Source organism: Microbacterium sp. F2, from assembly GCF_052274505.1.
GTDB lineage: Bacteria > Actinomycetota > Actinomycetes > Actinomycetales > Microbacteriaceae > Microbacterium.
The window spans coordinates 72,418-94,325 of the sequence record NZ_JBNVBV010000003.1; the positions used below are offsets into that span (position 1 = coordinate 72,418).

Annotated in this window: 22 protein-coding genes and 1 pseudogene; 14 read left to right on the forward strand and 9 right to left on the reverse strand. The window is 67.8% G+C overall.

What is annotated here, in order from left to right; translation table 11 throughout:
* Positions 1-53 precede the first annotated feature (53 nt).
* From purU to ACQVDU_RS08075, 3 genes are all read right to left on the reverse strand, one after another.
* A complete protein-coding gene (purU, locus tag ACQVDU_RS08065) occupies positions 54-932 on the reverse strand; it encodes a formyltetrahydrofolate deformylase (RefSeq protein ID WP_443476806.1) in 879 nt (292 codons plus the stop codon).
* 101 nt (positions 933-1,033) lie between these two features.
* On the reverse strand, positions 1,034-2,500 hold the full coding sequence (locus tag ACQVDU_RS08070) for a peptide MFS transporter (protein ID WP_443476807.1): 1,467 nt from the start codon (positions 2,498-2,500) through the stop codon (positions 1,034-1,036).
* A 111-nt stretch (positions 2,501-2,611) separates the two neighbouring features.
* A complete protein-coding gene (locus ACQVDU_RS08075; protein ID WP_443476808.1) occupies positions 2,612-3,919 on the reverse strand; it encodes a peptide synthetase in 1,308 nt (435 codons plus the stop codon).
* 53 nt (positions 3,920-3,972) lie between these two features.
* Between ACQVDU_RS08075 and ACQVDU_RS08080 the strand changes: the two genes are divergently transcribed.
* From ACQVDU_RS08080 to ACQVDU_RS08110, 7 genes are all read left to right on the forward strand, one after another.
* The gene (locus tag ACQVDU_RS08080) at positions 3,973-4,806 is read left to right on the forward strand and encodes an alpha/beta fold hydrolase (protein ID WP_443476809.1); all 834 of its coding nucleotides are present in this window, start codon (positions 3,973-3,975) and stop codon (positions 4,804-4,806) included.
* Positions 4,803-5,513, forward strand: coding sequence for a GNAT family N-acetyltransferase (locus ACQVDU_RS08085; RefSeq protein ID WP_443476810.1), 711 nt, complete (start codon positions 4,803-4,805; stop codon positions 5,511-5,513). Before ACQVDU_RS08080 ends, ACQVDU_RS08085 begins: the two co-directional genes overlap by 4 nt.
* A 106-nt stretch (positions 5,514-5,619) precedes the next feature.
* A complete protein-coding gene (gene menC / locus ACQVDU_RS08090) occupies positions 5,620-6,753 on the forward strand; it encodes an o-succinylbenzoate synthase (protein WP_443476811.1) in 1,134 nt (377 codons plus the stop codon).
* The gene (locus ACQVDU_RS08095) at positions 6,750-7,637 is read left to right on the forward strand and encodes a hypothetical protein (RefSeq protein ID WP_443476812.1); all 888 of its coding nucleotides are present in this window, start codon (positions 6,750-6,752) and stop codon (positions 7,635-7,637) included. Before menC ends, ACQVDU_RS08095 begins: the two co-directional genes overlap by 4 nt.
* 40 nt (positions 7,638-7,677) lie before the next feature.
* The gene (locus ACQVDU_RS08100; RefSeq protein WP_443476813.1) at positions 7,678-8,547 is read left to right on the forward strand and encodes an LLM class flavin-dependent oxidoreductase; all 870 of its coding nucleotides are present in this window, start codon (positions 7,678-7,680) and stop codon (positions 8,545-8,547) included.
* A 99-nt stretch (positions 8,548-8,646) separates the two neighbouring features.
* Positions 8,647-9,093 carry a hypothetical protein gene (locus ACQVDU_RS08105; RefSeq protein ID WP_443476814.1) on the forward strand — a complete coding sequence of 149 codons (447 nt, stop codon included), beginning with the start codon at positions 8,647-8,649 and terminating at the stop codon, positions 9,091-9,093.
* 114 nt (positions 9,094-9,207) lie between these two features.
* Entirely contained in the window at positions 9,208-10,593 is a 1,386-nt protein-coding gene (locus ACQVDU_RS08110; protein ID WP_347425242.1) for a glycine--tRNA ligase, read from the forward strand.
* Between the two features lie 27 nt (positions 10,594-10,620).
* Here the strand turns inward: ACQVDU_RS08110 and ACQVDU_RS08115 are convergent, their stop codons facing one another.
* Positions 10,621-11,187 (reverse strand): HhH-GPD-type base excision DNA repair protein, encoded by a 567-nt coding sequence (locus ACQVDU_RS08115; RefSeq protein ID WP_443476815.1) that lies wholly within the window; start codon positions 11,185-11,187, stop codon positions 10,621-10,623.
* Positions 11,188-11,323: 136 nt separating this feature from the next.
* On the opposite strand from ACQVDU_RS08115, the gene ACQVDU_RS08120 reads away from it, so the two are divergent.
* Together ACQVDU_RS08120 and ACQVDU_RS08125 are read left to right on the forward strand one after the other, a co-directional pair.
* Entirely contained in the window at positions 11,324-11,767 is a 444-nt protein-coding gene (locus ACQVDU_RS08120; protein ID WP_228178325.1) for a hypothetical protein, read from the forward strand.
* 39 nt (positions 11,768-11,806) lie between these two features.
* On the forward strand, positions 11,807-12,142 hold the full coding sequence (locus ACQVDU_RS08125; RefSeq protein WP_443476816.1) for a PadR family transcriptional regulator: 336 nt from the start codon (positions 11,807-11,809) through the stop codon (positions 12,140-12,142).
* Between the two features lie 94 nt (positions 12,143-12,236).
* Here ACQVDU_RS08125 and ACQVDU_RS08130 read toward each other — a convergent pair.
* Positions 12,237-12,332, reverse strand: a pseudogene (locus ACQVDU_RS08130) (HhH-GPD-type base excision DNA repair protein); the annotation flags it as partial.
* A 238-nt stretch (positions 12,333-12,570) separates the two neighbouring features.
* On the opposite strand from ACQVDU_RS08130, the gene ACQVDU_RS08135 reads away from it, so the two are divergent.
* The 5 genes from ACQVDU_RS08135 (at position 12,571) to ACQVDU_RS08155 (ending at position 16,099) form a co-directional block, all read left to right on the forward strand.
* Positions 12,571-14,046, forward strand: coding sequence for a protoporphyrinogen/coproporphyrinogen oxidase (locus ACQVDU_RS08135; protein ID WP_443476817.1), 1,476 nt, complete (start codon positions 12,571-12,573; stop codon positions 14,044-14,046).
* The gene (locus ACQVDU_RS08140) at positions 14,043-14,429 is read left to right on the forward strand and encodes a hypothetical protein (protein ID WP_228178328.1); all 387 of its coding nucleotides are present in this window, start codon (positions 14,043-14,045) and stop codon (positions 14,427-14,429) included. Before ACQVDU_RS08135 ends, ACQVDU_RS08140 begins: the two co-directional genes overlap by 4 nt.
* Before the next feature lies 1 nt (position 14,430).
* On the forward strand, positions 14,431-14,832 hold the full coding sequence (locus ACQVDU_RS08145) for a phage holin family protein (protein WP_228178329.1): 402 nt from the start codon (positions 14,431-14,433) through the stop codon (positions 14,830-14,832).
* Positions 14,822-15,097, forward strand: coding sequence for a hypothetical protein (locus ACQVDU_RS08150; RefSeq protein WP_228178330.1), 276 nt, complete (start codon positions 14,822-14,824; stop codon positions 15,095-15,097). Before ACQVDU_RS08145 ends, ACQVDU_RS08150 begins: the two co-directional genes overlap by 11 nt.
* A 201-nt stretch (positions 15,098-15,298) precedes the next feature.
* Positions 15,299-16,099: a uroporphyrinogen-III synthase gene (locus tag ACQVDU_RS08155; protein ID WP_228178331.1), complete on the forward strand. Its 801-nt coding sequence runs from the start codon at positions 15,299-15,301 to the stop codon at positions 16,097-16,099.
* Here ACQVDU_RS08155 and cofC read toward each other — a convergent pair.
* Genes cofC through cofG form a run of 4 tightly spaced genes read right to left on the reverse strand, consistent with a single transcriptional unit; the run spans position 16,072 to position 21,573 of the window.
* Positions 16,072-16,728, reverse strand: a complete 657-nt coding sequence (gene cofC, locus ACQVDU_RS08160; RefSeq protein ID WP_443476818.1) for a 2-phospho-L-lactate guanylyltransferase — start codon at positions 16,726-16,728, stop codon at positions 16,072-16,074. The genes ACQVDU_RS08155 and cofC overlap by 28 nt on opposite strands.
* Complete coding sequence (gene fgd, locus ACQVDU_RS08165) at positions 16,725-17,738, reverse strand: glucose-6-phosphate dehydrogenase (coenzyme-F420) (RefSeq protein WP_443476819.1); 1,014 nt, start codon at positions 17,736-17,738, stop codon at positions 16,725-16,727. The genes cofC and fgd overlap by 4 nt, the downstream gene beginning before the upstream one ends.
* A complete protein-coding gene (locus tag ACQVDU_RS08170; RefSeq protein ID WP_443476820.1) occupies positions 17,735-19,207 on the reverse strand; it encodes a flavin-containing monooxygenase in 1,473 nt (490 codons plus the stop codon). The genes fgd and ACQVDU_RS08170 overlap by 4 nt, the downstream gene beginning before the upstream one ends.
* Positions 19,204-21,573, reverse strand: coding sequence for a 7,8-didemethyl-8-hydroxy-5-deazariboflavin synthase CofG (gene cofG, locus ACQVDU_RS08175; RefSeq protein ID WP_443476821.1), 2,370 nt, complete (start codon positions 21,571-21,573; stop codon positions 19,204-19,206). The genes ACQVDU_RS08170 and cofG overlap by 4 nt, the downstream gene beginning before the upstream one ends.
* Between the last annotated feature and the right edge of the window lie 335 nt (positions 21,574-21,908).

Here is a 21,908-nt window from a genome sequence, read left to right on the forward strand (position 1 = left end):
AGCCTATCCGGCGCCTCGTTGTCGCGACAATGTGCGCCGGGGAGGGCGAGCGGTCAGAAGACGATGGTGTGGTTTCCGTGACGGATGACACGGTCTTGCGCGTGCCAGAGCACGGCGCGCGAGAGCACGGCGCGTTCGACGTCTGCGCCGCGTCGCTCCAGGTCGGCGGCGGTCTGGGCGTGCGTGACCCGCACGATGTCTTGCTCGATGATCGGTCCCTCGTCGAGGTCGGTCGTCACGTAGTGCGACGTTGCCCCGATGAGCTTCACGCCCCGGGCTTTGGCCTGGCGGTACGGCTGGGCACCGATGAAGGCGGGAAGGAACGAGTGGTGGATGTTGATCACGGGCACGCCCACGCGCTCGAGGAACTCGCCGCTGAGGATCTGCATGTAGCGCGCCAGAACGACGAAGTCGGCGCCCGCGTTCGCCAGCACCTCGAGGATGCGCGCTTCGCTGGCGCTCTTGTCGGGTCCGGCGACCGAGGGCACGTGCACGAACGGGATGCCGAACCCCTCGACATCAGCCTCGGCATCCGTGTGGTTCGAGATGACGACGGGGATCTCCACCGGCAACTCGCCCCGGCGGTGCCGCCACAGCAGGTCGAGGAGGCAGTGGTCCTGCTTCGAGGCGAGGATCGCCATCCGCTTCGGGACCGACTGATCGGTGATCGACCAGTGAAGATCGAACCCGGTGCCGAGAGTCTCGTCGAGGTCCGCTTCGATCGCGGGCAGTGCCTCGCGCAGGCCTGGCCGGTGAAAGACGACGCGCTGGAAGTAGGCGCCGCCGGCAGGGTTGTCGGAGTACTGATCGAACTGCACGATGTTCGCGCCCTGCCGCGTGATCAGAGCCGAGACCGCCGCGACGATGCCGGGGGAGTCCGTGCCGTGGACGATGAGGCACGCGTGATCGAGGGGAAGCTGGGCTGTGGGCATGGACCGATTCTCTCGTGTGCTGCGCTCGTCCTCACTCCCTGCAGCGCCGATCTGTGCCATCGGTCTTCGTGTGTCGATCGCAGCCACCGATCGTGCTGGACTCAGCGCACGCCCTTCATCAGCTTCAGGACGGGCTTCACGGCCAGCAGCAGCGCGACGCCCAAGACGATCGCGGCGATCCCGAGGCTCGAGAAGTACGGCACCTCGTTGCGTGGGTCGTAGAACTGCGCGAGCCAGCCCGCGATCGCGGTTCCCAGAGCAACCGACAGGAAGAAGAGGGCCACCATCTGCGTGCGGAAGGCACTGGGAGCGAGTTTGGTCGTGATCGACAATCCGATCGGCGAGAGCAGGAGTTCGGCGACGGTGAACACGAACAGGATGCCGATGATCGCGAGGAGCGGTGTCGTGTTCTCACCGCCTCCCGCCCAGGGCAGGAACAGCAGGAACGCGGCGCCCATGATGATGGCCGCGAGTCCGAACTTCACGGGCGTCGACGGCTGGCGTGTGCCGAGCTTGGTCCACAGAGCCGCGAAGACTCCCGAGAGGATGATGATGAAGATCGGGTTGATCGACTGCACCCACGGCACCGGCATCTCCCAGCCGAACAGGTCTCGGTTCAAGCGCTTGTCGGAATAGACCGTCATGACCGTGAACTGCTGTTGGTACAGCGACCAGAACCCGACGCTCACGATGAACAACGGGATGAACGCGACCACCCGCGAACGTTCGACCGCTGTCACCTTGCGCGAGCTCAGGATCACGACGAAGTAGGCGATCGTCGCCGCGAGGGAGACGAGGATGACGACATCGGCAAGGTTGTCTGCTCGGATCACGCGCGCGAACGTCAGGATCGCGATGACGATGACTGCGCCCACGGCAACGCCGATCATGAGGGCGTAGCGATTGCGAGGCAGCGGGTTGTGCACGACGGATGCCTCGGCCGGGATCCGCTTGCGACCGAGGGTGTACTGGATCAGACCGATCGCCATCCCCACAGCCGCGAGGCCGAAGCCCCAGTGGAAACCGGCAGTCGACTGGAGCAGGCCCGTCAGGATCGGGCCGAGGAAGGCGCCGAGGTTGATGCCCAGGTAGAAGAGCGAGAAGCCGGCATCCCGGCGCGGGTCGTCCGTCGTGTAGAGCGTGCCTACGACCGAGGTCGCGTTGGCCTTGAGGCCTCCCGATCCGACGGCGACCAGCACCAGGCCGACGCCAACGCCGAGCAGTCCCGGCAGCAGCGCGAGGGCGATGTGGCCGAGCATAATGACCACGGCGCTGTAGAACAGCACGCGCTCCGAGCCGAGTATCCGGTCGGCGATCCACGCGCCGAGGATCGTCGAGAGGTAGACGGCGCCGCCGTACGCGCCGACGATCCCGGTCGCGACCCCCTCGTCGATCCCGAGTCCACCCTGCGCGGCCGAGTAGTAGAGGTAGATCAGCAGGATCCCCTGCATGCCGTAGAAGCTGAAGCGCTCCCACATCTCGACGCCGAAGATCGTGGCGAGGGCCCGCGGCTGGCCGAAGAAGCGGGTGTCGGTGGGCGTCGTGGCCTCGGGCGTCGGTGCCGTCATGGGCCTCAGGCTAGCGCCTGCTCCGGGCACAGGTCAGCCTCGGTCGCGCCGCGCCGCGCCGCGCCGCGGGTGCGTTATGGTTTCGCCCTCATGACGGCGCGACCGAACCGATCACGCGCCGATCGTTTCGCGCAGCCCGGAGTGGACGGCATCCAGCCACGCCCCGACGTTGCGCCGTGCCTCCGGCGTATCGGGGTAGCGGCACCGCAGGTGCAGGCCGGTGTTGTTAGCGATGAACCAGATCATGACGCCGTCGGTGCGCACGACCGCAGACACGTACTGGATGTCGCGGAGCCGGCCCGGCGCGATCGGGAGTCGCCCGGTATCGAGCCACGAGACCGCGAACATTCCGGGGGTTGCCGGCATGCCGCCATACGGATCGAGGATCGGGCCGAGCGGATGCGAGCCGAGGCCGATCGCTTCCTTCACGGCGTGGGCGCACGCCAGGGGAGAGGGGTCGGATGACTCGATCACCGCGTTCGTGATGAACCAGCCGACCGAGTCGTGCCACTGCGGGTCGTGCCGGCTGTGGACGGGGAACACAGCTCGCAGTGGTTGGTCACCCATCGCCAGGCTCACGCGTGTCATGACGGACACCGCGATGGCGATCGCCCTGACTCCGGCGGCTGCGGCGCGTTCGCAGAAGGTCTCGAACTCGGCGCCGTCGAACACGTCGCGCACATCGACGATCTCGGATCGTGCTGCAGCGACGTCGCCCAGGGTCAGGGGGAACAGCGGCATCTGACCGCCCTCGGCGTCGAGGATCTCGGCCCACCGGGTCGTGATGTCTCCCGGCGCCGGCGGGCGGGCTGCAAGCTCTGCGGAGTGGTCGGCGAATGCTCGCGCTGCCGGCAGCGCAGCACCCGGTGCCCGGTCCTCCCGCTCGTCGTCGACGACCTCGGCGAGGTCCCGCGCAAGCACGAGAAGAGACCACATGTCGACGTGAGCGTGGTCGGAGGCGATCACGATCGTCGGATCAGCACCGCCGCCGGGTTCGATCAGGCACAGCCGGTGAGAGGGGGTGGCAAAGGGGCGGCATCCGTCGTCGAGCACCTCGCGTAGTACTTCGCGCGTCAGCCGCTCGGGCGGCGCCGGATGCGTCACCCATCGACCGACACCCAGTCGTGCCGGTCGCACCTGCACGGCTCCGTTCACGTCTCGGTCGAACACGGTGCTCAGGGTGCCGTGTCGGTCGACGACGGCAGCCCACGCGTCAGCGATCTCGTCGGGGGCCGCCGGTGTGCGCAGGCGAAACGAGATCGCCATCCATGACCCGGGGCGATCCCCTTCAGCGACATGTCGGCCCTGGTCGAACGACAGGGTCAACGGCTCCGCGTCTGGCAGCGCCTCGGCCGGGAACACGAGGCTGCGGACTCGGCCCGGGGGCAGCGTCATTCGGGCGACGTTCGTCAAGCGCATCGCGCGTAGTCTAGGCGGCAACCGTTTCGCACAGAGGACGCCCGGGAGGGCACGTGAGCACGCTGCGGATTCGAGGCGCCACACTCGACTTCGATGTGACCGGTGATGACGGTCCCCTCGTCGTTCAGCTGCACGGGCTGATGTCCAGCCGCAGCCGCGACAGCCACCTCGGACTCGACCTCGGCCGGGCGCTTCGGGGTCACCGGATTCTTCGGCTCGACGCCCGCGGTCATGGCGGTTCGACGGGCACCGCAGACCCAGCCGACTACCGGTGGGACAACCTCGCCGACGACCTTCTGGCGGTGTTGGATGCCGTCGCCCCCGGTGAAGCGGTCCACGGCGTCGGCCCGTCTATGGGAACCGGCACGATGCTGCATGCGGCGCTGAAGGATCCGGTGCGCTTCGCGAGCCTGACCCTGATGGTGCCGCCAACGGCATGGGGAACGAGGCGGGCGCAGGCCGAGGTGTATCGCACGAACGCTGATCTCATCGAACGGCACGGTGTCGAGGCTTTCGTCAAGCTCGGTTCCACCGCTCCCGTCCCGCCGGCCCTCGCGGATGCTCCCGAGTCGCTTCCGGCGGTCGATGAGTCGCTCCTGCCGACGGTGCTCCGAGGAGCGGCGACAGCCGATTTGCCACCGAAGGAAGAGCTCGCCCGCATCGATGTGCCGACGCTGATCCTCGCGTGGACCGGCGACCCGACGCATCCGCTTCGTACCGCGAGCCGGCTCAACGAGCTCATGCCGAACAGTCGCCTCATCGTGGCCCGCACGCCCTACGGGGTCATGGCCTGGCCGGGCCTGTTCGCCGAGCACGTCATCACTGCGGGCGTCGAACTCACCCCGACCGGCTCGATCCCCGTTGTGCCCACATCGAGGGCCTCGTGAGCGACGCTGCATCGCCCCAGCTCAGCATCCGCGAGCTCGACACCGTCGCCGAGGTGTTCGAGGCGTCGGCTGTGCTGTCGGAAGTGTGGGGCGGTGATCGCACCGGCATGCCGCCGAACCTGTTGCGTGCCCTCGCTCACTCGGGTAACTACGCGGTGGGGCTCTTCGAGGGTGAGCGCATGGTGGGGGCATCCGTCGCCTTCTTCGCCGAACCCGCTGCTCGGTCGATGCACTCGCACATCACCGGCCTCCTGCCGAGCGCCCAGGGCCAGGGCTTCGGACGGATGCTGAAGCAGCACCAGCGGGAGTGGGGGTTGCGCCGCGGCATCGGGCATGTGACGTGGACCTTCGATCCGCTCGTGTCGCGAAACGCCCACTTCAATCTCGCCGTGCTCGGTGCGCGCGTCACGGAGTACCTCGTGGACCACTACGGCGCGATGGATGACGGGGTGAACCGTGGCGACGAGTCCGATCGGCTGATGGTGTCGTGGGCACTGGCGGCGCCGCCGGTTCCTACGCCGCCGGATGCCGAGGTTCGGGCATCCGTGGCCATTCCCCGCGACATCGAGGCGCTGCGGCGGCGCGAACCCGAAGCTGCGGCCGTCGAGCGGCGACGCGTGCGCGATGCCCTGATGACGCATCTGGCGGCCGGACGCCGCGTCGGCGGCTTCGACGAGCGTCGGGGCTATCTCATCGTCGACGCCTGAGTCGTGCGGGCCGGTTTCGGTCGCGCCTTCGTGTGGGGTGTGGGTTGGGTGACCCGCAATATGGCGCGACTGAACGATCTGGCCTAACGAGGATTAGCCTTGCCGCATGCCGATCGCACAGCCCGCCCCGAAGGTCGCGCTCGAGGGGATCGAGCTGCGCGTGCTTCACCTGCCGCTCGTGTCGCCGTTCACGACATCCTTCGGCACCGAGACGGTACGCGAGGTCATTGTCGTCCGTGCGCTCACCTCGGACGGAGACGGCTGGGGTGAGATCGTCACGCAGGAGTCGCCACTGTACTCGAGCGAGTACACGCAGGGGGCGTGGGACGTCGCGCTGCGCTTTCTGATTCCCGCCCTGTTGGATCAGCACACTCTCGCCCCCGAAGACGTCGCCTCCGTCCTCGAGCCTTTCGTCGGGCACCGGATGTCGAAAGCGGGGCTCGAACTCGCGATCCTCGACGCGTCGTTGCGATCGGCGGGCACCTCGCTCGGCGCGCATCTGGGCGCCATACGGGACAGGGTGCCTTCGGGCGTGAGTGTCGGCATCCAGCGAGATCCGTCCGCTCTGGTCGACTCCGTTCGGGGATACCTCGACGAGGGCTACGTGCGCATCAAGATAAAGATCAAGCCTGGTCGCGACATCGCCGACACGGCGGCGGTCCGGGATGCCTTGGGTGACATCCCGCTGCAGGTCGACGCGAACTCTGCCTACACGGTCGCCGATGCCGACACCCTCGCCGAGCTCGACAGGTTCGACCTGCTCCTGATCGAGCAGCCCCTGCAGGAGGACGACCTCGTCGACCATGCGAGACTCGCCCAGCGCCTGCGAACCCCCGTGTGCCTGGACGAATCGATCGTGTCGTCGAAGGCCGCCGCCGATGCGCTCGCCCTCGGCTCGGCATCCGTCATCAACATCAAGGCGGGACGTGTAGGCGGCTACCTCGAGGCTGTGCGTATCCACGACCTGTGCCGGACGGCCGCCGTTCCGGTCTGGTGCGGCGGGATGCTCGAGACGGGCATAGGTCGCGCCGCGAACGCTGCGCTTGCGGCCCTCCCCGGATTCACGCTGCCGGGCGATGTCTCGGCATCCTCCCGGTTCTACGACCGCGATATCGTCACCGAGCCCGCCGTCCTCGAGGACGGGCACGTGCGGGTGCCCACGGGAGCCGGGCTCGGGGTCGAGATCGACCCTGTCGCACTGGAGGATATGACCGTGGCCCGCGAGGTGCTCCGCCGGTGACCGGCCAGGCCGCCACCACGCAGCGCCGGCGTCTTATCGGTGGCGGGATGCTGGGTGCTGCGCTGGTCCTGGGGCTGGCCGCGTGTGCGTCGGCAGCCCCCAGCGAGGACCTTCCTGACGGGGTGAGCGTGCGGCTCGTGCAGCAGCGGTCGGATGTCGCGCTGCATCAGGCCCAGGTCGAGATCACTAACGGCACCGACTCGACACTGAGCGTCGAGGCCCTCTCTGTAAGTGACCCGCGTTTTGAGTCGGATGCCGACCGCGTGCTGCAACGCACGAGCGTCATCGCCCCCGGCAGTACCGTCGGCATTCGTATCCAGCTCCCAGGTCCGGCCTGTGATGTTCCCGACGAGGCGGCGTCGACGGTGGAGTTCTCGTGGCGCATGGACGCTCGCTCCGGAGTCGCGCGGGCAGACCTTCCCGACGCACTCGATTTCCTGCCGGCAATGCACGCGCGCGAGTGCTTCGCCGGCGCGCTCGGCGAAGCAGCCGCTGTCTCGTTTACGAGCTTCGAGGCCGGTGCGGGCGGAGGTGTCGGCATCCTCACCCTCGAGGCTCTTCCGACCGGCGCGGGCGGTGCCACCATCGACGCGATACGACCGACCAACCTCCTCGGCTTCGGCGCTGCGGGCACAGGAGCGGATGCCGCGCTGCCGTTGCAGATTCAGCTCGCTGCCGGCGACACCGCCCCACGCGACGTGGAGATCGCGCTCGAACCGTTCCGCTGCGACGCCCATGCCGTGCAGGAAGACAAGCGCGGCACGATCTTCACGGTGGATGTCACCGTCGGCGGCGAGGCCGGCCAGATCGAGCTGGCGGCGTCGCCCGACATGCGCGCCGAGATCCTGAGCGCCGTGGCGGCGTACTGCGGGTTCGGCTCCTAGATTCCGCGCAATGTCGCCGCGTGGTTCTAGCGTTGGGCTCATGCGCTCTCTCGGTGTCGTGTTCGAACCTGCCTTTCCACCTGAACGCCTTCGGGAGGTAGCCCAGTCGGTGGAGGACGCGGGAGTACCCGAACTCTGGCTGTGGGAGGACTGCTTCCGAGAGTCCGGTATAGCTTCGGCCGCCGTGGCGCTCGCCGCAACGACCGAGCTCACCGTCGGCATCGGGGTGCTGCCCATGCCGCTTCGAAACGTCGCGCTGACGGCCATGGAGCTCGCCACCCTCTCGCGGCTGTTCCCCGGGCGCATTATCGGCGGCGTGGGCCACGGGGTGCAGAGCTGGATGGCGCAGGTCGGCGCGCGGCACGCATCGCCTCTCACCCTGATGGCGGAGTATCTCCCGACGCTGCGAGCCCTGCTTGCCGGGGAGCGCGTCACGATCGACGGGCGCTATGTGCGGCTCGACGATGTGGCCCTGGACTGGCCGCCGGCGATCGCCATTCCGGTTCTTGCTGCAGCCGAAGGCCCCAAGACCCTCGACAGTTCGGGCGCTCTCGCGGATGGCACCGTCATCCCCTCGGGCTGGAGTGCGAGTCGGCTGCGCGAGGCGGTGATCCGGGTGCGCACGGCGGCGGCCGAGCACGCCGACGAACATTGCGTCGTGGTGTACCTCCTCACTCACTTCACGGAGGATTCTGTGGCGTCCGGTGACCCGGCCGAGCGCAATCGGGTCGTCGGCGACGTTTCGGTCGTCGCCGAGACTGTCGAGGCCTTCTTCGCGGCGGGTGCCACCACCGTGGTGCTCCAGCCGTCTGCCGACGATGACGATCTCATCGGGTTCTCGCAGCGCTCCGGCGAAGTCGCCCGGATGCTGGGCATCGCGGGGACCTCGAGCAGTTCTCGATCCGCGTGATCACGACACTTGCGGCGCGGTGAGCGGGTCGGCACACTCAGAGGTGGGAGTCGATGAACGCCGATTTCAGCGTCGGCGCGCTCCCGGGGAGGACAACCAATGAAGACCCGAATCGTCGCTGCCGCGCTCATGCTGAGTGTCGGAGCCATCGCCCTCACCGGGTGCGTGAACCCGGTCGAGCAGCTCATCAACAACACCGTCGAGGACGCCATCGAAGGCGCCACCGGCGTCGATGTGGATGCCGGCAACGGTGCGAGCGTGCCGGAGGGGTTCCCCTCCGATATCCCGCTTCCCTCCGGATCACCTTTGGCCGCACTCGCGGTCGACGGTGGTTACACGGTCACCTACACCCTGCCGAGCGTCTCCGACGGGGAGGGCATCATCGAGCAACTGAAGTCTCAGTACACGACAGACTCAGAGTCCGACTTCGGCGGGATGAAGATCTGGTCGTTCACCGGTTCGGACTACACCGTGGGTGTCACTCTGCTCGAGCAGGAAGACGGCACGGCGCAGCTGCTCTACGTCGTCGCGCCGATCACGCAGTAGCATCGCGGTCGCGTACGGCACGCGGCCTGTGAGTCGCGGCGGATAGAATCGTCGGATGTCGCGGCATCCGCGATACCCTCGCGCGCAGCGCATCCCCGACCCAGGAGTTCCTCCGTGGCCGAGCAGTCCCGCCTCGACAAAGTGATCGCCCTCGCCCGTCATCGCGGGTTCGTCTTCCAAGCAGGCGAGATCTACGGGGGATCCCGCTCCGCATGGGACTACGGCCCCCTCGGCACCGAGCTCAAGGAGAACATCCGTCGGCAGTGGTGGCAGACCTTCGTCCGCGGGCGCGGCGACATGGTCGGCCTCGATTCCTCGATCATCCTGCCCAAGCGCGTGTGGGAGGCATCCGGGCACGTCGCGACCTTCACCGACCCCCTCGTCGAGTGCCTGCAGTGCCACAAGCGGTTCCGCGCCGACAACCTCATCGAGGACTTCGAGGCGCGCAAGGGTCGCACCGCCGAGAACGGGCTGGCCGACGTGCCGTGCCCCAACTGCGGCACGAAGGGCCAGTACACCGAACCCCGCGCGTTCTCGGGTCTGGTCAAGACCTACCTCGGGGTCGTCGACGACGAGTCGGGCCTGTACTACCTCCGCCCCGAAACCGCGCAGGGCATCTTCGTGAACTTCACGAACGTGCTCACCGCGAGCCGCAAGAAGCCGCCCTTCGGGATCGGTCAGGTCGGCAAGGCGTTCCGCAACGAAATCACCCCCGGCAACTTCATCTTCCGAACCCGCGAGTTCGAGCAGATGGAGATCGAGTACTTCACACCCCCGGCCGAGGCTCCGGAGTGGTTCGACCACTGGGTCGAGGCGTGCTGGGACTGGTTTACCGACCTCGGTATCGACCCAGCGAACATGCGGCGTTTCGATGTGCCCGAGGAGGATCGCGCCCACTACTCCGCCGGCACGATTGACGTCGAGTACCGCTTCGGGTTCCCGGGCAAGGAGTGGGGCGAGCTCATGGGGGTCGCCAACCGCACCGACTACGACCTGAAGAGCCATGCCGAGGCATCCGGGCAGAGCCTGACCTACTTCGACCAAGCCTCGGGCGAGAAGTACACCCCGTATGTCATCGAGCCTTCGTTCGGGCTTACTCGCGCCATGATGGCGTTCCTCGTCGACGCTTACCGCGAAGAAGAGGTTCCCAACGCGAAGGGTGGCACCGACACCCGGACCGTCTTGAAGCTTGACCCGCGCCTGGCGCCGGTCAAGGTCGCCGTGCTGCCGCTGTCGCGTAACGAGGCCCTGTCGCCGCTCGCCCGCGGACTGGCTGATCGCTTGCGCGGGCACTGGGCTGTCGATTTCGACGATGCAGGCGCGATCGGTCGCCGTTACCGCCGACAGGACGAGATCGGTACCCCGTTCTGCGTCACCGTCGACTTCGACTCCCTCGAGGATGACGCCGTCACTGTGCGTGACCGCGACACGATGGCCCAGGAGCGCGTGCCGCTCGAGAACGTCGAAACCTACCTCGGCGAGCGCCTCACCGGCGCCTGACACAGGCTGCGGAATCGAGGGTGAGTATCAGCCCTTGGCGGCAGCCTTCATCGCCTTCTTGTGCTCTCGCACCTTCGCAAGGGACTCGGGGCTGGTGATGTCAGCGACGCTGCGGAAGGACCCTTCTTCGCCGTAGGGAGCGGAGGCCTCGCGCCATCCGTCCCCGTCGTACCCGTACTGCTTTCCCAGCAGGGCGAGGAAGATCTTCGCCTTCTGCTCCCCGAACCCGGGCAGCTTCTTCAGTCGTCTCAACACCTCGGCGCCATCGGGTTCGCCCCGCGTCCATATCTCGGCGGCATCGTCATCCCAGTCGGTCGCGACCGCCTCACACAGCGCCTGCACCCTGCCCGCCATCGATCCCGGAAACCGGTGCACGGCCGGGGTCTGGCGGAACACCTCGACGAATGCTTCGGGGGCGTACGCCGCCAGGGCGGATGCGGAGAGCTCTCCCGTTCGTTCCCTGATCTTCTTCGGGCCTGTGAAGGCGGTCTCCATCGCGATCTGCTGATCGAGCAGCATCCCGATCAGGAGGGCGAGCGGGTTGTCGGTCAGCAGTTGGTCGGCGTCGGCATCGCCGGTGATGTGGAGCGTCATGCACCCAGTCTGACATCGAGGCCTAGTGGACTTGGCGAGCGGTAAAGGTCGTGAGCCACGGGGCGATGCCGGTAGGTGTTGCGGCGTTCAAGGTCGTGCCTACTCGAAGGTACTGTACTTCTGGTACAGTACCCATATGACAACAAATCAAACTTCCGTCAACGCACGCCGACTTCTACTGCCCTATGCGCTGATCCTGTTTATTGCGATGGCGGGCGTGCAAACGGTGATCGCTCTGACCGGCGGTCAGATCGGGCTCCTCGCTGGCCTCCTTACCGCCGCAGTCGCGCTTGGGATCGTCGTCTGGCTGTGGTCCAACCGCCGCGAACTTCGACGGGTGCGCTTCGGGCAAGTCGTCGCGCACGCGGTCGCTTTCGTCGTCATCACGTCATCCTTCAATCTGCACGCAGCCATCCGCAGTGTCGCCCTGGCTGGTGAGGCTGATGGCTTCCAGCTCGCAGCCCATGACCTGCTCGCTACGCCGTGGTTCGGAGCAACGCTTGTGATGAGCTCAGTGTGGGGGCTGGGGCTGCTCATTCACCTGATTGGGGCCATTCTGGGCCGCGGCTGGGAAGATTGAGGTGTGAACATGGCGCACCCCGATGAGAATGAAGAGTGGGTGACAAGCCGAATCGAGTCATGGGTGGAGACCTATAAGAAGGCCATGCTTGCCCCGATCCTTCTGCGACTGACGTCCATTCATCAACCGGTCACCGTCAATGACCTCACCACTCATCTCGCCGCCGCTTCCGGCTGGCACGTGACTGAGAGGGGCCTGTATCGCACGGTGAAACGCCTCGAGGACTCCGGGCTCCTCGTGAGCAAGGCTGTCGACGCCCCTCGCACCGGGGCCAAGCGAAAGGAGCTCTCTCTGTCCCCGCTCGGCGGCCACTTCCTGTCCGGCATCAGCGCCAACATCGTGGAGCTCCCCAGGGACGCGACGTCAGCAGACTGAACGCCGCCACGAGCGGCTCGAGGACTCATCCGCCCGCGAGCCCCTCAAGCAGGCGGTGGTCGCACGCGGTCGTCGCGATTGCCAATGGTTATCGCACACGCTGGTCAAGCAGCATCCCGATCAGGAGGGCCAGCGGGTCATCCGACAGCAGACGGTCAGCAGCCTCGTCGCCGGTGATGTGCAACTCCATGTCATCAGTGTTCCACGGGCGGATCCCTCTCTCAGCCCAGTTGTCCTTCGCTCAGCCGACTTGTCCTCCTTTCAGCCGACTTGTCCTTCCTTGAGTCGAGTTGTCCTTAGTTGCTCGATGTGGGTGAAGGACAACTCGCGCGGAGGAAGGACAACTCGCGCGGAGGAAGGACAACTCGCGTGGGTGAAGGACAACTCGGCTGGGATTGGGGCTCGCGCGGATGGTGGAGGATGGAGGAATGGCCGAATCCGCGTTCGAGAAGCTGGTCGAACACGCCAGATCCGAGCACGTCGTCGTTGTCGGCGGTGGCATCGCCGGACTGGTTGCCGCGCTGGAGTGCGCGAAGGTCGGGCTGCAGGTGACGCTGGTTGAAGCATCCGAGCGTCTCGGCGGTGCCATCGCGCGCGCCGAGGTCGCGGGTATCGCTGTCGACCTCGGCGCCACGGGCTGGGCTACCCGAAACGGTGCAGTCGACGCGCTCGTGGCGGAACTGGGTCTCGGCGATGAGGTGGTCGAGCCGGCGAACGCGGATGTCTGGGTCGCGGTTTCCGGTGGGGTCCAGCCCTACCCGGAGCAGACCGTGGCCGGCATACCGGCGAATCCGTGGGATCCGATGGTGCGCCGCGTGATCGGGTGGGCCGGCACCTGGCGGGCCTATCTCGACCGGCTGCGCCCGCCGCTGACCATCGGGAAAGAACGCAACCTCGGCACACTCGTTCGTCGTCGCATGGGCGGGCAGATTCACAACCGGCTCGTTGCCCCGCTGATGCGGGCCCGGTACGGACTGGTCCCCGACGCGGTGGATGTCGGCCTCATCGCGCCCGGACTGAGTTCGGCACTGACGCGAACCGGATCGCTCGCCGCCGCGGCTGGCGAATTGCTGGCGGTCGCCGACGACGAGTCAGGGGTTCCGCCGATCCATGGCCTGGTGGGCGGACCGACACGTCTGGTCGATGCCCTGATCGCGCGCCTTGGCGACTACGGGGCTTCTGTCATCACCGGGGCGCGAGTATCCCAGCTCACGTCCTCGGGCGGTTCCTGGACCGTCACCCTGGATACCGTCGATGAGACGCAGACACTGGCCGCTGACGCCGTGATCGTCGCAACGGAAGCTGCCGACGCCACCCGCCTCGTGCCCTTCTCCGTCCCTGAGCTCCTGACGCGCGAACTCGTGCAGGATGTCGTCACGCTCGTCGCCTCCGCGCCGGCACCCGAGGAGCAGCACACCACCGTCTTCACGCTGAACCCCGCAACCGAACCGGTTGTCGCGTCGGACGAGACCGCGCGCTGGACCGGTACTGTCACCGGGGTGCGCGTGGCCCGCCTCACGTATGGTGACCTCGAGACCGCGCCCCCGACTGCCGCGCTCAGTGACGACGACGTTTTCGTCAAGGCGGCGCGTGAGGCTGAAGCCTTGCTCGGTCTACCCGCTGACGCGGTTGTCGAAGCGCGTCGAGACCGGTGGGTGCAGCCGCCGGCCGCCGTGATGCGGGGGCGAGACGAGGCAGCCCAGACGCTGCGAGAGCGGGTAGGCAAAGTGCGCGGGCTCGGCCTCGTGGGTGCGTGGGTGTCGGGCCCGGGCCTCGCGCGCGTCGTCGCGCACGCGCGCGAGGAGGCTGAGCGGCTCCGTGTCAACCTCCTGTGGGGGACGCATGCCGATGGCGTTACGCTGGGTGAGGACCACCCGCTCGACAAGCGTGAGGAGACCCCATGAGGGGCAAAGCAGGACTCGTCGTCGGACTCGCCGTGGGCTACGTGCTCGGGTCGCGTGCCGGTCGGCAGAGATACGAGCAGATCAAGTCCCAGGCTCTGAAGGTCTGGAACATGGAGCCCGTGCAGAAGCAGGTGGGCAAAGCGAAGGACTTCGCGAAGTCCAGCGCGATGGCGTTGCCGAGCACCCTTTGGGACTCGGCGGTCAAGGTGACCAAGGCTGCCACCTCGAAGGGGACCGCGGGCGAGCGGCTCGACGCCGCGGTGAAGGCCGGGAAAGACTCCGTGGATGCCGTCAGCAGCGCAGCCGACACGTCTGCCGACGCTGTGAAGCAGGCAGCCGACGAGGCGATCGACGACATCGCCAAGGCAGCCGGCAAGGAGTGACATGAGCGCCCCTCGAGAATTCCGCGATCGGGCGAACGATTCCCTTCTCTCGCTCCTCGGCGAGCTTCCGGAACTGATACGGAACCTGATTGTCGCCGAGGTCGATGCCGCGAAGGCATGGGCGCGGCAGGCGGGGAAGGATGCCGGGATCGGCGTCGTCCTGTTCCTCGTCGCCCTGTTCGTGCTGTTCTGGTCGTTGCCGGTGTTCGGTACCTTCCTGATCGCCGGGCTCTCGTCGTGGTGGCCGGTGTGGCTGTCGGCGCTGGTCGTGTTCGCCGCCCTCCTCGTCGTGACTATCGTGTTCGCCCTGCTCGGCGTGCTGAGATTCCGGAAGCTCACCCGCAGGCGTAACCCCGCCCAGGCTGTCAGCCAAGACATCAAGGAGATCCGTGATGAGCTCTGAGACCGGCGTTCCCAAGACAGCGGTAGACCTGTCGCTCACGGACCCGGTCGAGAGGGCCCGGGCAGAGTTGAAGGCCGCGCTCGCTGCCATCGAAGACAAGACCAACGTTCCCAAGCAGGTCTCGAAGGCCACCGACAGCGCGGTGACGAAACTGCGCCGCTTCTCGCGCGAACACCCCGTCGCGACCGTCACTCTCGCCGTGGTGAAAGCGGCGGCCGTGGGCGCTTTGGTGTGGTGGGGCGTCAACTCGTACGTCAACAAGTAGCCCCGCAGCAGCCACGAGGTGACCATCTCGTGACCTTTTGACCGCGACATCCCCCGAGCGTGGGGGTTATGCTCGGACAACAGGCAGCGCGATGATGCGGAAGCTGCCGACGACGTAGTTGCCACCATCCTGTGACCCGAGGTGACACGTTGTTCGGCTGCTCGAACGTCGGGCGGTCGACTCCGCATCGATGAGTCGATCATGAACCGAGCACCGTCCAAGACCGCCGCCAAGCCACTGGCCGGGTGGCGTGTTCTGGTCCCCCGCGGGGGCCCCTGGGGCGACTCCGTCGCCGCGACGCTGCGGCGCCAGGGCGCCGTACCTGTCATCGCGCCGCTGATCAACTTCGCCCCCACAACTGACCAGACAGAGCTCGAGTCGGCGCTAGCGGCCCTTGCGGCGGGCGACTTCGACTGGGTGACGCTCACGAGTGCGACCACCGTCGACGTCCTCTATGCCTACCGCGCCGTCATCCCCCCGCAGACGAAGGTTGCCGCGGTCGGAGAAACCACAGCTGCAGCGCTGCAAGCCGTCGGGTACCGCGTGGACCTCGTGCCAGACCTCGACAATTCAGCCGCGGGCCTGGCAGGGCAGATGATTGACCTCGAACCCGAGCCGCGCGACATCCTGACACTGCGCAGCGAGACGGCAAAGCCGGTGCTCACCGGAATGCTCACCGAAGCCGGCCACCGCGTGCGCAGCGTGGTCGCCTACCGCACGGTCGGGGTTCCGGTGACCGAGCGCATCGCGAACGACGTGCGCAGCGGTCGGATCAACGCGATCCTCGTCACAAGCGGATCGGTCGCCGAACAGGTGCGCGAGCAGTTCCCGCACATTCCGCCTTCGACCGTCGTGGCGGCGATCGGCCCGCGGACCGCCACTGACGCCCAGGCCGCCGGTCTCACTGTCGACGGTGTGGCCGATCGCCAGACCGTCGATGCGCTCATCGAGGTCGTTGCGCGCTTTCCGCTGCTTCATGCGACCGACGAAGCTGCGCCCTGACGCGATCTCCCTTCCAAGAGTGCGGCCGTGCGGATGCCGAGCCCGAGCTGGGCGGCTTCGTGGAGCTGATCGAGAGTGTCGACGTCTCGCCGTGCGCTCCAGGCCCCCCGCTGCTGCCGGCCGGCCTCGATCTCGCGGGCGAGGTCGAGGAATCCTGCTGCCCGGTGGCGGGTGAAAGAGTCCTCACCGAATGCGGGGACGAGCTTCCCGGCCACCGTCCGCGTGATGAGGGTCGTGCCCGTCCCTTCCGCGTCCGGCAGCGCCGCGCTCTCGTACCGTGCTGCCGCCACGAGCACGGTCTCCAGGTCTGTGGCGCGAAGCGCGGGAAGGTCGCCGAGCATCGCGGCTCGCGGCTGGGCGGCATCCGTCACCGCGAGCCCGGCCCGCACCGCGTCGTTCAGCCCGGTCCCGGGATCGGCCACGATGAGGCAATCATCGTCGATCGCACGGGCGATCTGGGCATCCGCCGTCACGACAACGACCTGCGCGACGACCCGGCATGCTCGCGCTGCGGCTATCGTGTCGAGCCCGATCGCGCGCGCCAGTGCTGCCCGATCGATATCCGGCACGACGAGGCGACTCTTTCCCGCGCCGCCGCGCACCGGGATGACAAGCGTCCAGCCGCTCACGGATCCAGACGTTCGCGCAGGCGGGGGAGGATGTCGCGGCTGTAGCGTTCCATGAACTCCGCCTGGTCGTGCCCGGGGTCGTGGAACACGAGGTGGCGAAAGCCGCGCTCGGCGACTTCGACGATGCGATCGACGTGCTCGTCGGGGTCGGACGAGACGATGAACCGTTTCGCGACACGCTCGATCGGCAGTTCCGCGGCCCGTCGCTGCATCTCGATGGGATCGTGAATGCCGACCTTCTCTTCGGGGCTGAGCGCGAGAGGGGCCCAGAACCGGGTGCGCTCGAGGGCTTCGGCGGGATCGGGATGGTACGAGACCTTCACCTCGATGAGCGTGTCGATGTCATCACGCGTGCGCCCCGACTTCTCCAGCCCCTCATCAAGAGCTGGAAGGAGTGTGTCGGTGTACAGAGCTGGGTCCTTGCCGCTTGTCGTGATGAAGCCATCGGCGACGCGACCTGCCAGACGGGTAGCGGCGGGGCCCGCTGCACCGATGTAGACCGGCACGGGAGTATCGGGACGGTCGTAGATCGTCGCATCGCGAACCTGCCAGAACTCGCCGTCGAAACTGACGCGCTCGGCGGTCCACAGCTTGTTCAGGAGCGTGAGCGACTCCTTCAGGCGACGGAAACGTTCGGGTGGCTCGGGCCACGGGATGCCGAGGGTCACCTCGTTGAGGGATTCGCCGGTGCCGACCCCCAGGATGATGCGCCCCGGGTACATCACGCCGAGGGTCGCGAAAGCCTGCGCGACGACGCCGGGGTGGTAGCGGAAGGTAGGGGTGAGCACCGACGTGCCGAGGAGGATCCGGGATGTGCGTGCGCCGACGGCGCCGAGCCACGGGATAGCCGCGGGCGCGTGGCCACCTTGGTGCATCCACGGCTGGAGATGATCGGAGACGAACACCGAGTCGAACCCGGCGTGTTCGGCATCCACCGCGAAGTCGGCGAGCTCGTTCGGGCCGAACTGCTCGGCGGATGCTTTGTATCCCAGGCGCAGGGGGATGGTCATGGCGTGGTGCTCCTTTCGGTAGCGGGTTCAGTCAGGAATTCGCTGCCGTCGGCCCCGCGGAGCTGGTCGCGGAACTGTGTCACGGTGCCCGGCCACAGCAAGGTGAGGCGCCCGGACCGTTCGTCGACGTACCAGTTGCGGCATCCTCCGGAGACCCAGGCGGTGTCGCGCGAGCGTCGCACGATCATGCGGGTGTACTCCTGCTCGACGGCGGGGTCGGGGCGCAAGGTGGCCGTTGCCGGGGCCGCGGCGATCGTCCGCGCGGCGTACGCTGCCTGCTCCTCCAGCATGAGGATCGATGAGTTGTGACCGAGGGACGCGTTGGGTCCGTTGAGGATGAACAGGTTCGGGAATCCGCTCACGATCGTCGACAGCGCTGATGACATTCCGCTTGCCCAGTGCTCGTCAAGAGAAATGCCGTGCTCGCCGGTGACCAGCTCGGCGTAGGGCTGACGTGTCGCGCTGAACCCCGTTGCAAGGACCACGGTGTCCACGGCATGTCGCCGCCCGCTCGCGGCGACGAGGGTACCGCCATCCGCCCGCGCCAGCGCCGAGGGCTCAAGGGTGACGGCGTCCGAGGCCACGGCTGGGTAGAAGTCGTCGGAGAGCAGCACGCGCTTGCAGCCGAACGCGTAGTCAGGGGTGAGCCACGCGCGCAGCGTCGGATCGGATACCTGCGCGTGCAGGTGCGCCAGGGCCTGGTCGGATGCCGCAGCCGCCGCTGCCGCATCGCCGGCGCGCGAGGCGTGGCGCGCCTCACCGTCGAGGAACAGGTTCTCGCGCAGGGCGGCGAGCACCTCGGGGTGAGTCGCGAACCGCTCGCGTTCGGCATCCGTGTAGGTTCTGCCGCCGCGGGGAAGGATCCAAGGCGCGGAACGCTGGAACAGTGTCACCTCGGCACCACGGCGCACGAGCTCCGGGACGAGCTGGACTCCGCTCGCGCCCGTGCCGACGACCGCGATGCGCTTACCGTCCAGGTCGAGCTGGGAATCCCACCGTGCCGAGTGCACGACCGGACCGGGGAAGGCAGCCAGCCCATGCACCTCGGGGAGCGACGGTTCGGTGAGCCGTCCGCACGCGAGGACGAGCATCCGTGCCCGCAGACCACCGCCGGTGGTCTGCAGGTTCCACGCGCCGTCGTCCCAACGGGCGTCAAGCAGCGCGGTGTCGAACCGGATGCGGCTGTCGATCCCTGTGGTGGCGGCGACGCGTCGGAGGTACGCCTGGATCTCGGCTCCGGGCGCGAACTCCCGTGTCCAGTGCGGCCACGGATGACGCGCCAGAGCGTAGAGGTGGGCTGGAACATCGCAGGCGACGCCCGGGTAGGTGTTCTCGCGCCAGGTGCCTCCCACCTCTCTCGCCCGCTCGAGGATCACGACGTCGGTGACTCCGGCGGCTTCGAGTTCCATCGCGGCGGCGAGGCCCGCGAAACCCGCGCCGACGATCACCACCTCGTGTTCGGGTGTCATCGCGGCTCCCGGTTTCGGTCGCCCGTGCGAGCAGCGGGGCGCGCGTCCCGGTAGTCGGTCGTGCGCTGCCGGAGGGGCCGCAGCAGGTGCCGGGCGATGCGCTCAGCCTCAGACAGGGGGAGCTCGCGCCCGTGCTCCACACCGGTGCGGGGCAGGACCCGACCATCGAGCAGCGTGCCGCCGAGGTCGTCGGCGCCCGAGCGCAGCAACACGGGAATGCTGGCGGCGTCGAGCCGAGGCCACGGCACCTGGATGTGTGAGATCGCGCCCGACAGCAGCAGCCGTGACACGGCGACCATGGCGCGATGCTCATCGATCGGTGACCTGTCCGCGACGAGCGGCACGCCGTATCCGGGCAGCGGGATCGGCACGAACTCGGTGAATCCACCCGTCTCGCGCTGCAGGTCGCGAAGGGTGCGCAGGTGCGCGACGCGGTCGGCGGCGCTTTCGACGTGGCCGTAGAAGAGCACGGATGTCGACCGCAGCCCCGCAGCATGTGCGGCGCGGATTGCGGTGAGCCACTGATCGACGGGAAGATCGGTGGCGGCCACCCGCTCGCGGATGCCGTCATCGAGAACCTTGACGCCGGTGCCCGGGACGGTATCGACGCCCGCACCCCTGAGCTCACGGTAGGCCTCGTCGATCGAGAGTCCGCTCCGGGACGCGAAGTCCCAGACGTCCTGCGGGCGGAAGGCGTGCAGGTGCAGCGTGGGCGCGGCATCCTTTACCGTGCGAGCGAGTTCGAGGTAGGCATCCGCCTCGATCGGGATGATGCCCTGCGCGCACAGCTCGCTCGCACCGAGGCCCGCCGCGTCCCGAGCGATCTCGGCGACCTCGGCGATCGTGAACGTGTCGCGGTCCGGGTCGCCATCAGACACGCTCGGGCGTAGCCCGGTCGTGGTGAGGTTGCGGTTGACGACGACGCTGATCGCCTCGCCGACCGTGTATCGGCGCACATCGTCGGCTGCGCGCGTGACTGCCTCGAGTTCTGCGTCCCGTGCCGACAGCAGCCGTACCCAGTCCTCGTCAGCGAGAGACTCCGGGTCGGTCGCGGCATCCGTCACCAGCGTTTCGAACGAGTTGCCCCGGGCGGGCCGGGTCGCGCTCGCCGGGGCTGGTGCAGTGAACGTCGACAGTGCGAGCCCGGTGACCGGGTCGGCAAGGGCGGCCACGGCCGAGTGCAACTCGGGAGCGAGCCACGTCGCGGCGTCGCGGATGTACTCCGGATGCGCCGTGAGACGTTCACGCAACTCGAAACCCAGCTCGGCCGTGCGGGCCGCCAGATCGTCGAGGTGGGGCCACGGACGCTCGGGATTGACATGGTCGGCTGTCACCGGCGAGACCCCGCCCCAGTCATCAGCACCGGCCCGCACGAGAAGGGCGAACTCGGTCGGGTCGCTGAGGTTCGGCGGAACCTGGATGCGTGCATTCGCGCCCATCGTCAGGCGCGCAGCCGCCACTGCGGCGACGTACTCCTCCAGCTCGGCATCCGCCGCGTCCCGCATCGCGGTCCCGGGCTTCGCGCGGAAGTTCTGCACGATGATCTCTTGCAGGTGTCCGTGGCGACGGTGCGCGTCCCGCAGAGCCAGCAGGGAGTCGGCGCGGTCGCTGATCGTCTCGCCGATCCCCACGAGGATGCCGGTCGTGAACGGAATGCGGTGGATGCCGGCTTCCTCGATCACCCGAAGCCTGACGTCGGGATCCTTGTCGGGGGACCCATAGTGCACCTGTCCCGGGGTCTCGAACAGCTCGCGCGACGTCGTCTCGAGCATCATGCCCATCGATGGTCCTGTCGGGCGCAACCGCTGAAGTTCGTCGGCGCTCATGACGCCGGGGTTCAGATGCGCGAGCATGCCGGTCTCGGCCGTGATGAGACGGGCGACGTGCGCGACGTAGTCGAGCGTCGACGCGAAACCGTGTTCGTCGAGCCAACGGCGAGCCTCGGGCCACCGTTCCTCGGGGCGGTCGCCGAGCGTGAGCAGAGCCTCCTTGCAGCCCTGGCGCTGGCCGGCGCGGGCGACGGCGAGCACCTGCTCGGGGCTCATGAACACCGGCTTGCCGGCGCGCTGCAGCTGTCCGGGGGTATCGACGAACACGCAGTAGTGGCAGCGGTCCCGGCAGAGGGTGGTGACCGGGACGAACACCTTGCGGGAGTACGTGAAGATTCCCGGGCGACCCGCCTCTCTCAGGCCGTGATCCCGCAGGTCGCTCGCAACATCGAGGACGGCATCCAACTCCGGCCCTCGCGCGCTGAGCACCGCGATCAGATCGTCGCGGCCGAGGTCGCCGCCCGCTTTGGCTCGTGAGAGGGCATCGTCGAGGCTCACGGCAGCGGGGCGAGTCGGTGTTCGGTTGAGCGTGCCCACCACCCCAGTGTTGCACCGTCCTCGAGGTACTCGGCCGCGTCGCGATGGCGTTCTCGCGTCCGGTGGATTGTGCGCGTGCGGACGCGCGGATGGTTTCCGTGGAACGATCGTCTTTCGGACGCCGTTTTGAGAGGGCGTGCCTACGTGAACCCTTCAGGCGCTCCTTGGGAAGTCAGGGCGGCGACGGAGTGACGCCGGTCACGGGCAAGGTCCCTACGGCCTCCTGTGGCGTTCTGAGCGCCTCTAGAGCCTTCCAGGCATACGTGAGCGTCGTCTTGGATCGCCCCCCAGTAGCCGCCGGACGCTGCTTCGCGCCCCGGCGATCGCGGCAAAGG

Coding starts and splice junctions, on each gene's coding strand:
- purU (WP_443476806.1), bottom strand. CDS start 932: ATGCCCACAGCCCAGCTTCCCCTCGATCACGCGTGCCTCATCGTCCAC.
- ACQVDU_RS08070 (WP_443476807.1), bottom strand. CDS start 2,500: ATGACGGCACCGACGCCCGAGGCCACGACGCCCACCGACACCCGCTTC.
- ACQVDU_RS08075 (WP_443476808.1), bottom strand. CDS start 3,919: ATGCGCTTGACGAACGTCGCCCGAATGACGCTGCCCCCGGGCCGAGTC.
- menC (WP_443476811.1), top strand. CDS start 5,620: ATGCCGATCGCACAGCCCGCCCCGAAGGTCGCGCTCGAGGGGATCGAG.
- ACQVDU_RS08100 (WP_443476813.1), top strand. CDS start 7,678: ATGCGCTCTCTCGGTGTCGTGTTCGAACCTGCCTTTCCACCTGAACGC.
- ACQVDU_RS08105 (WP_443476814.1), top strand. CDS start 8,647: ATGAAGACCCGAATCGTCGCTGCCGCGCTCATGCTGAGTGTCGGAGCC.
- ACQVDU_RS08115 (WP_443476815.1), bottom strand. CDS start 11,187: ATGACGCTCCACATCACCGGCGATGCCGACGCCGACCAACTGCTGACC.
- ACQVDU_RS08120 (WP_228178325.1), top strand. CDS start 11,324: ATGACAACAAATCAAACTTCCGTCAACGCACGCCGACTTCTACTGCCC.
- ACQVDU_RS08135 (WP_443476817.1), top strand. CDS start 12,571: ATGGCCGAATCCGCGTTCGAGAAGCTGGTCGAACACGCCAGATCCGAG.
- ACQVDU_RS08140 (WP_228178328.1), top strand. CDS start 14,043: ATGAGGGGCAAAGCAGGACTCGTCGTCGGACTCGCCGTGGGCTACGTG.
- ACQVDU_RS08145 (WP_228178329.1), top strand. CDS start 14,431: ATGAGCGCCCCTCGAGAATTCCGCGATCGGGCGAACGATTCCCTTCTC.
- ACQVDU_RS08150 (WP_228178330.1), top strand. CDS start 14,822: ATGAGCTCTGAGACCGGCGTTCCCAAGACAGCGGTAGACCTGTCGCTC.
- ACQVDU_RS08155 (WP_228178331.1), top strand. CDS start 15,299: ATGAACCGAGCACCGTCCAAGACCGCCGCCAAGCCACTGGCCGGGTGG.
- fgd (WP_443476819.1), bottom strand. CDS start 17,738: ATGACCATCCCCCTGCGCCTGGGATACAAAGCATCCGCCGAGCAGTTC.
- ACQVDU_RS08170 (WP_443476820.1), bottom strand. CDS start 19,207: ATGACACCCGAACACGAGGTGGTGATCGTCGGCGCGGGTTTCGCGGGC.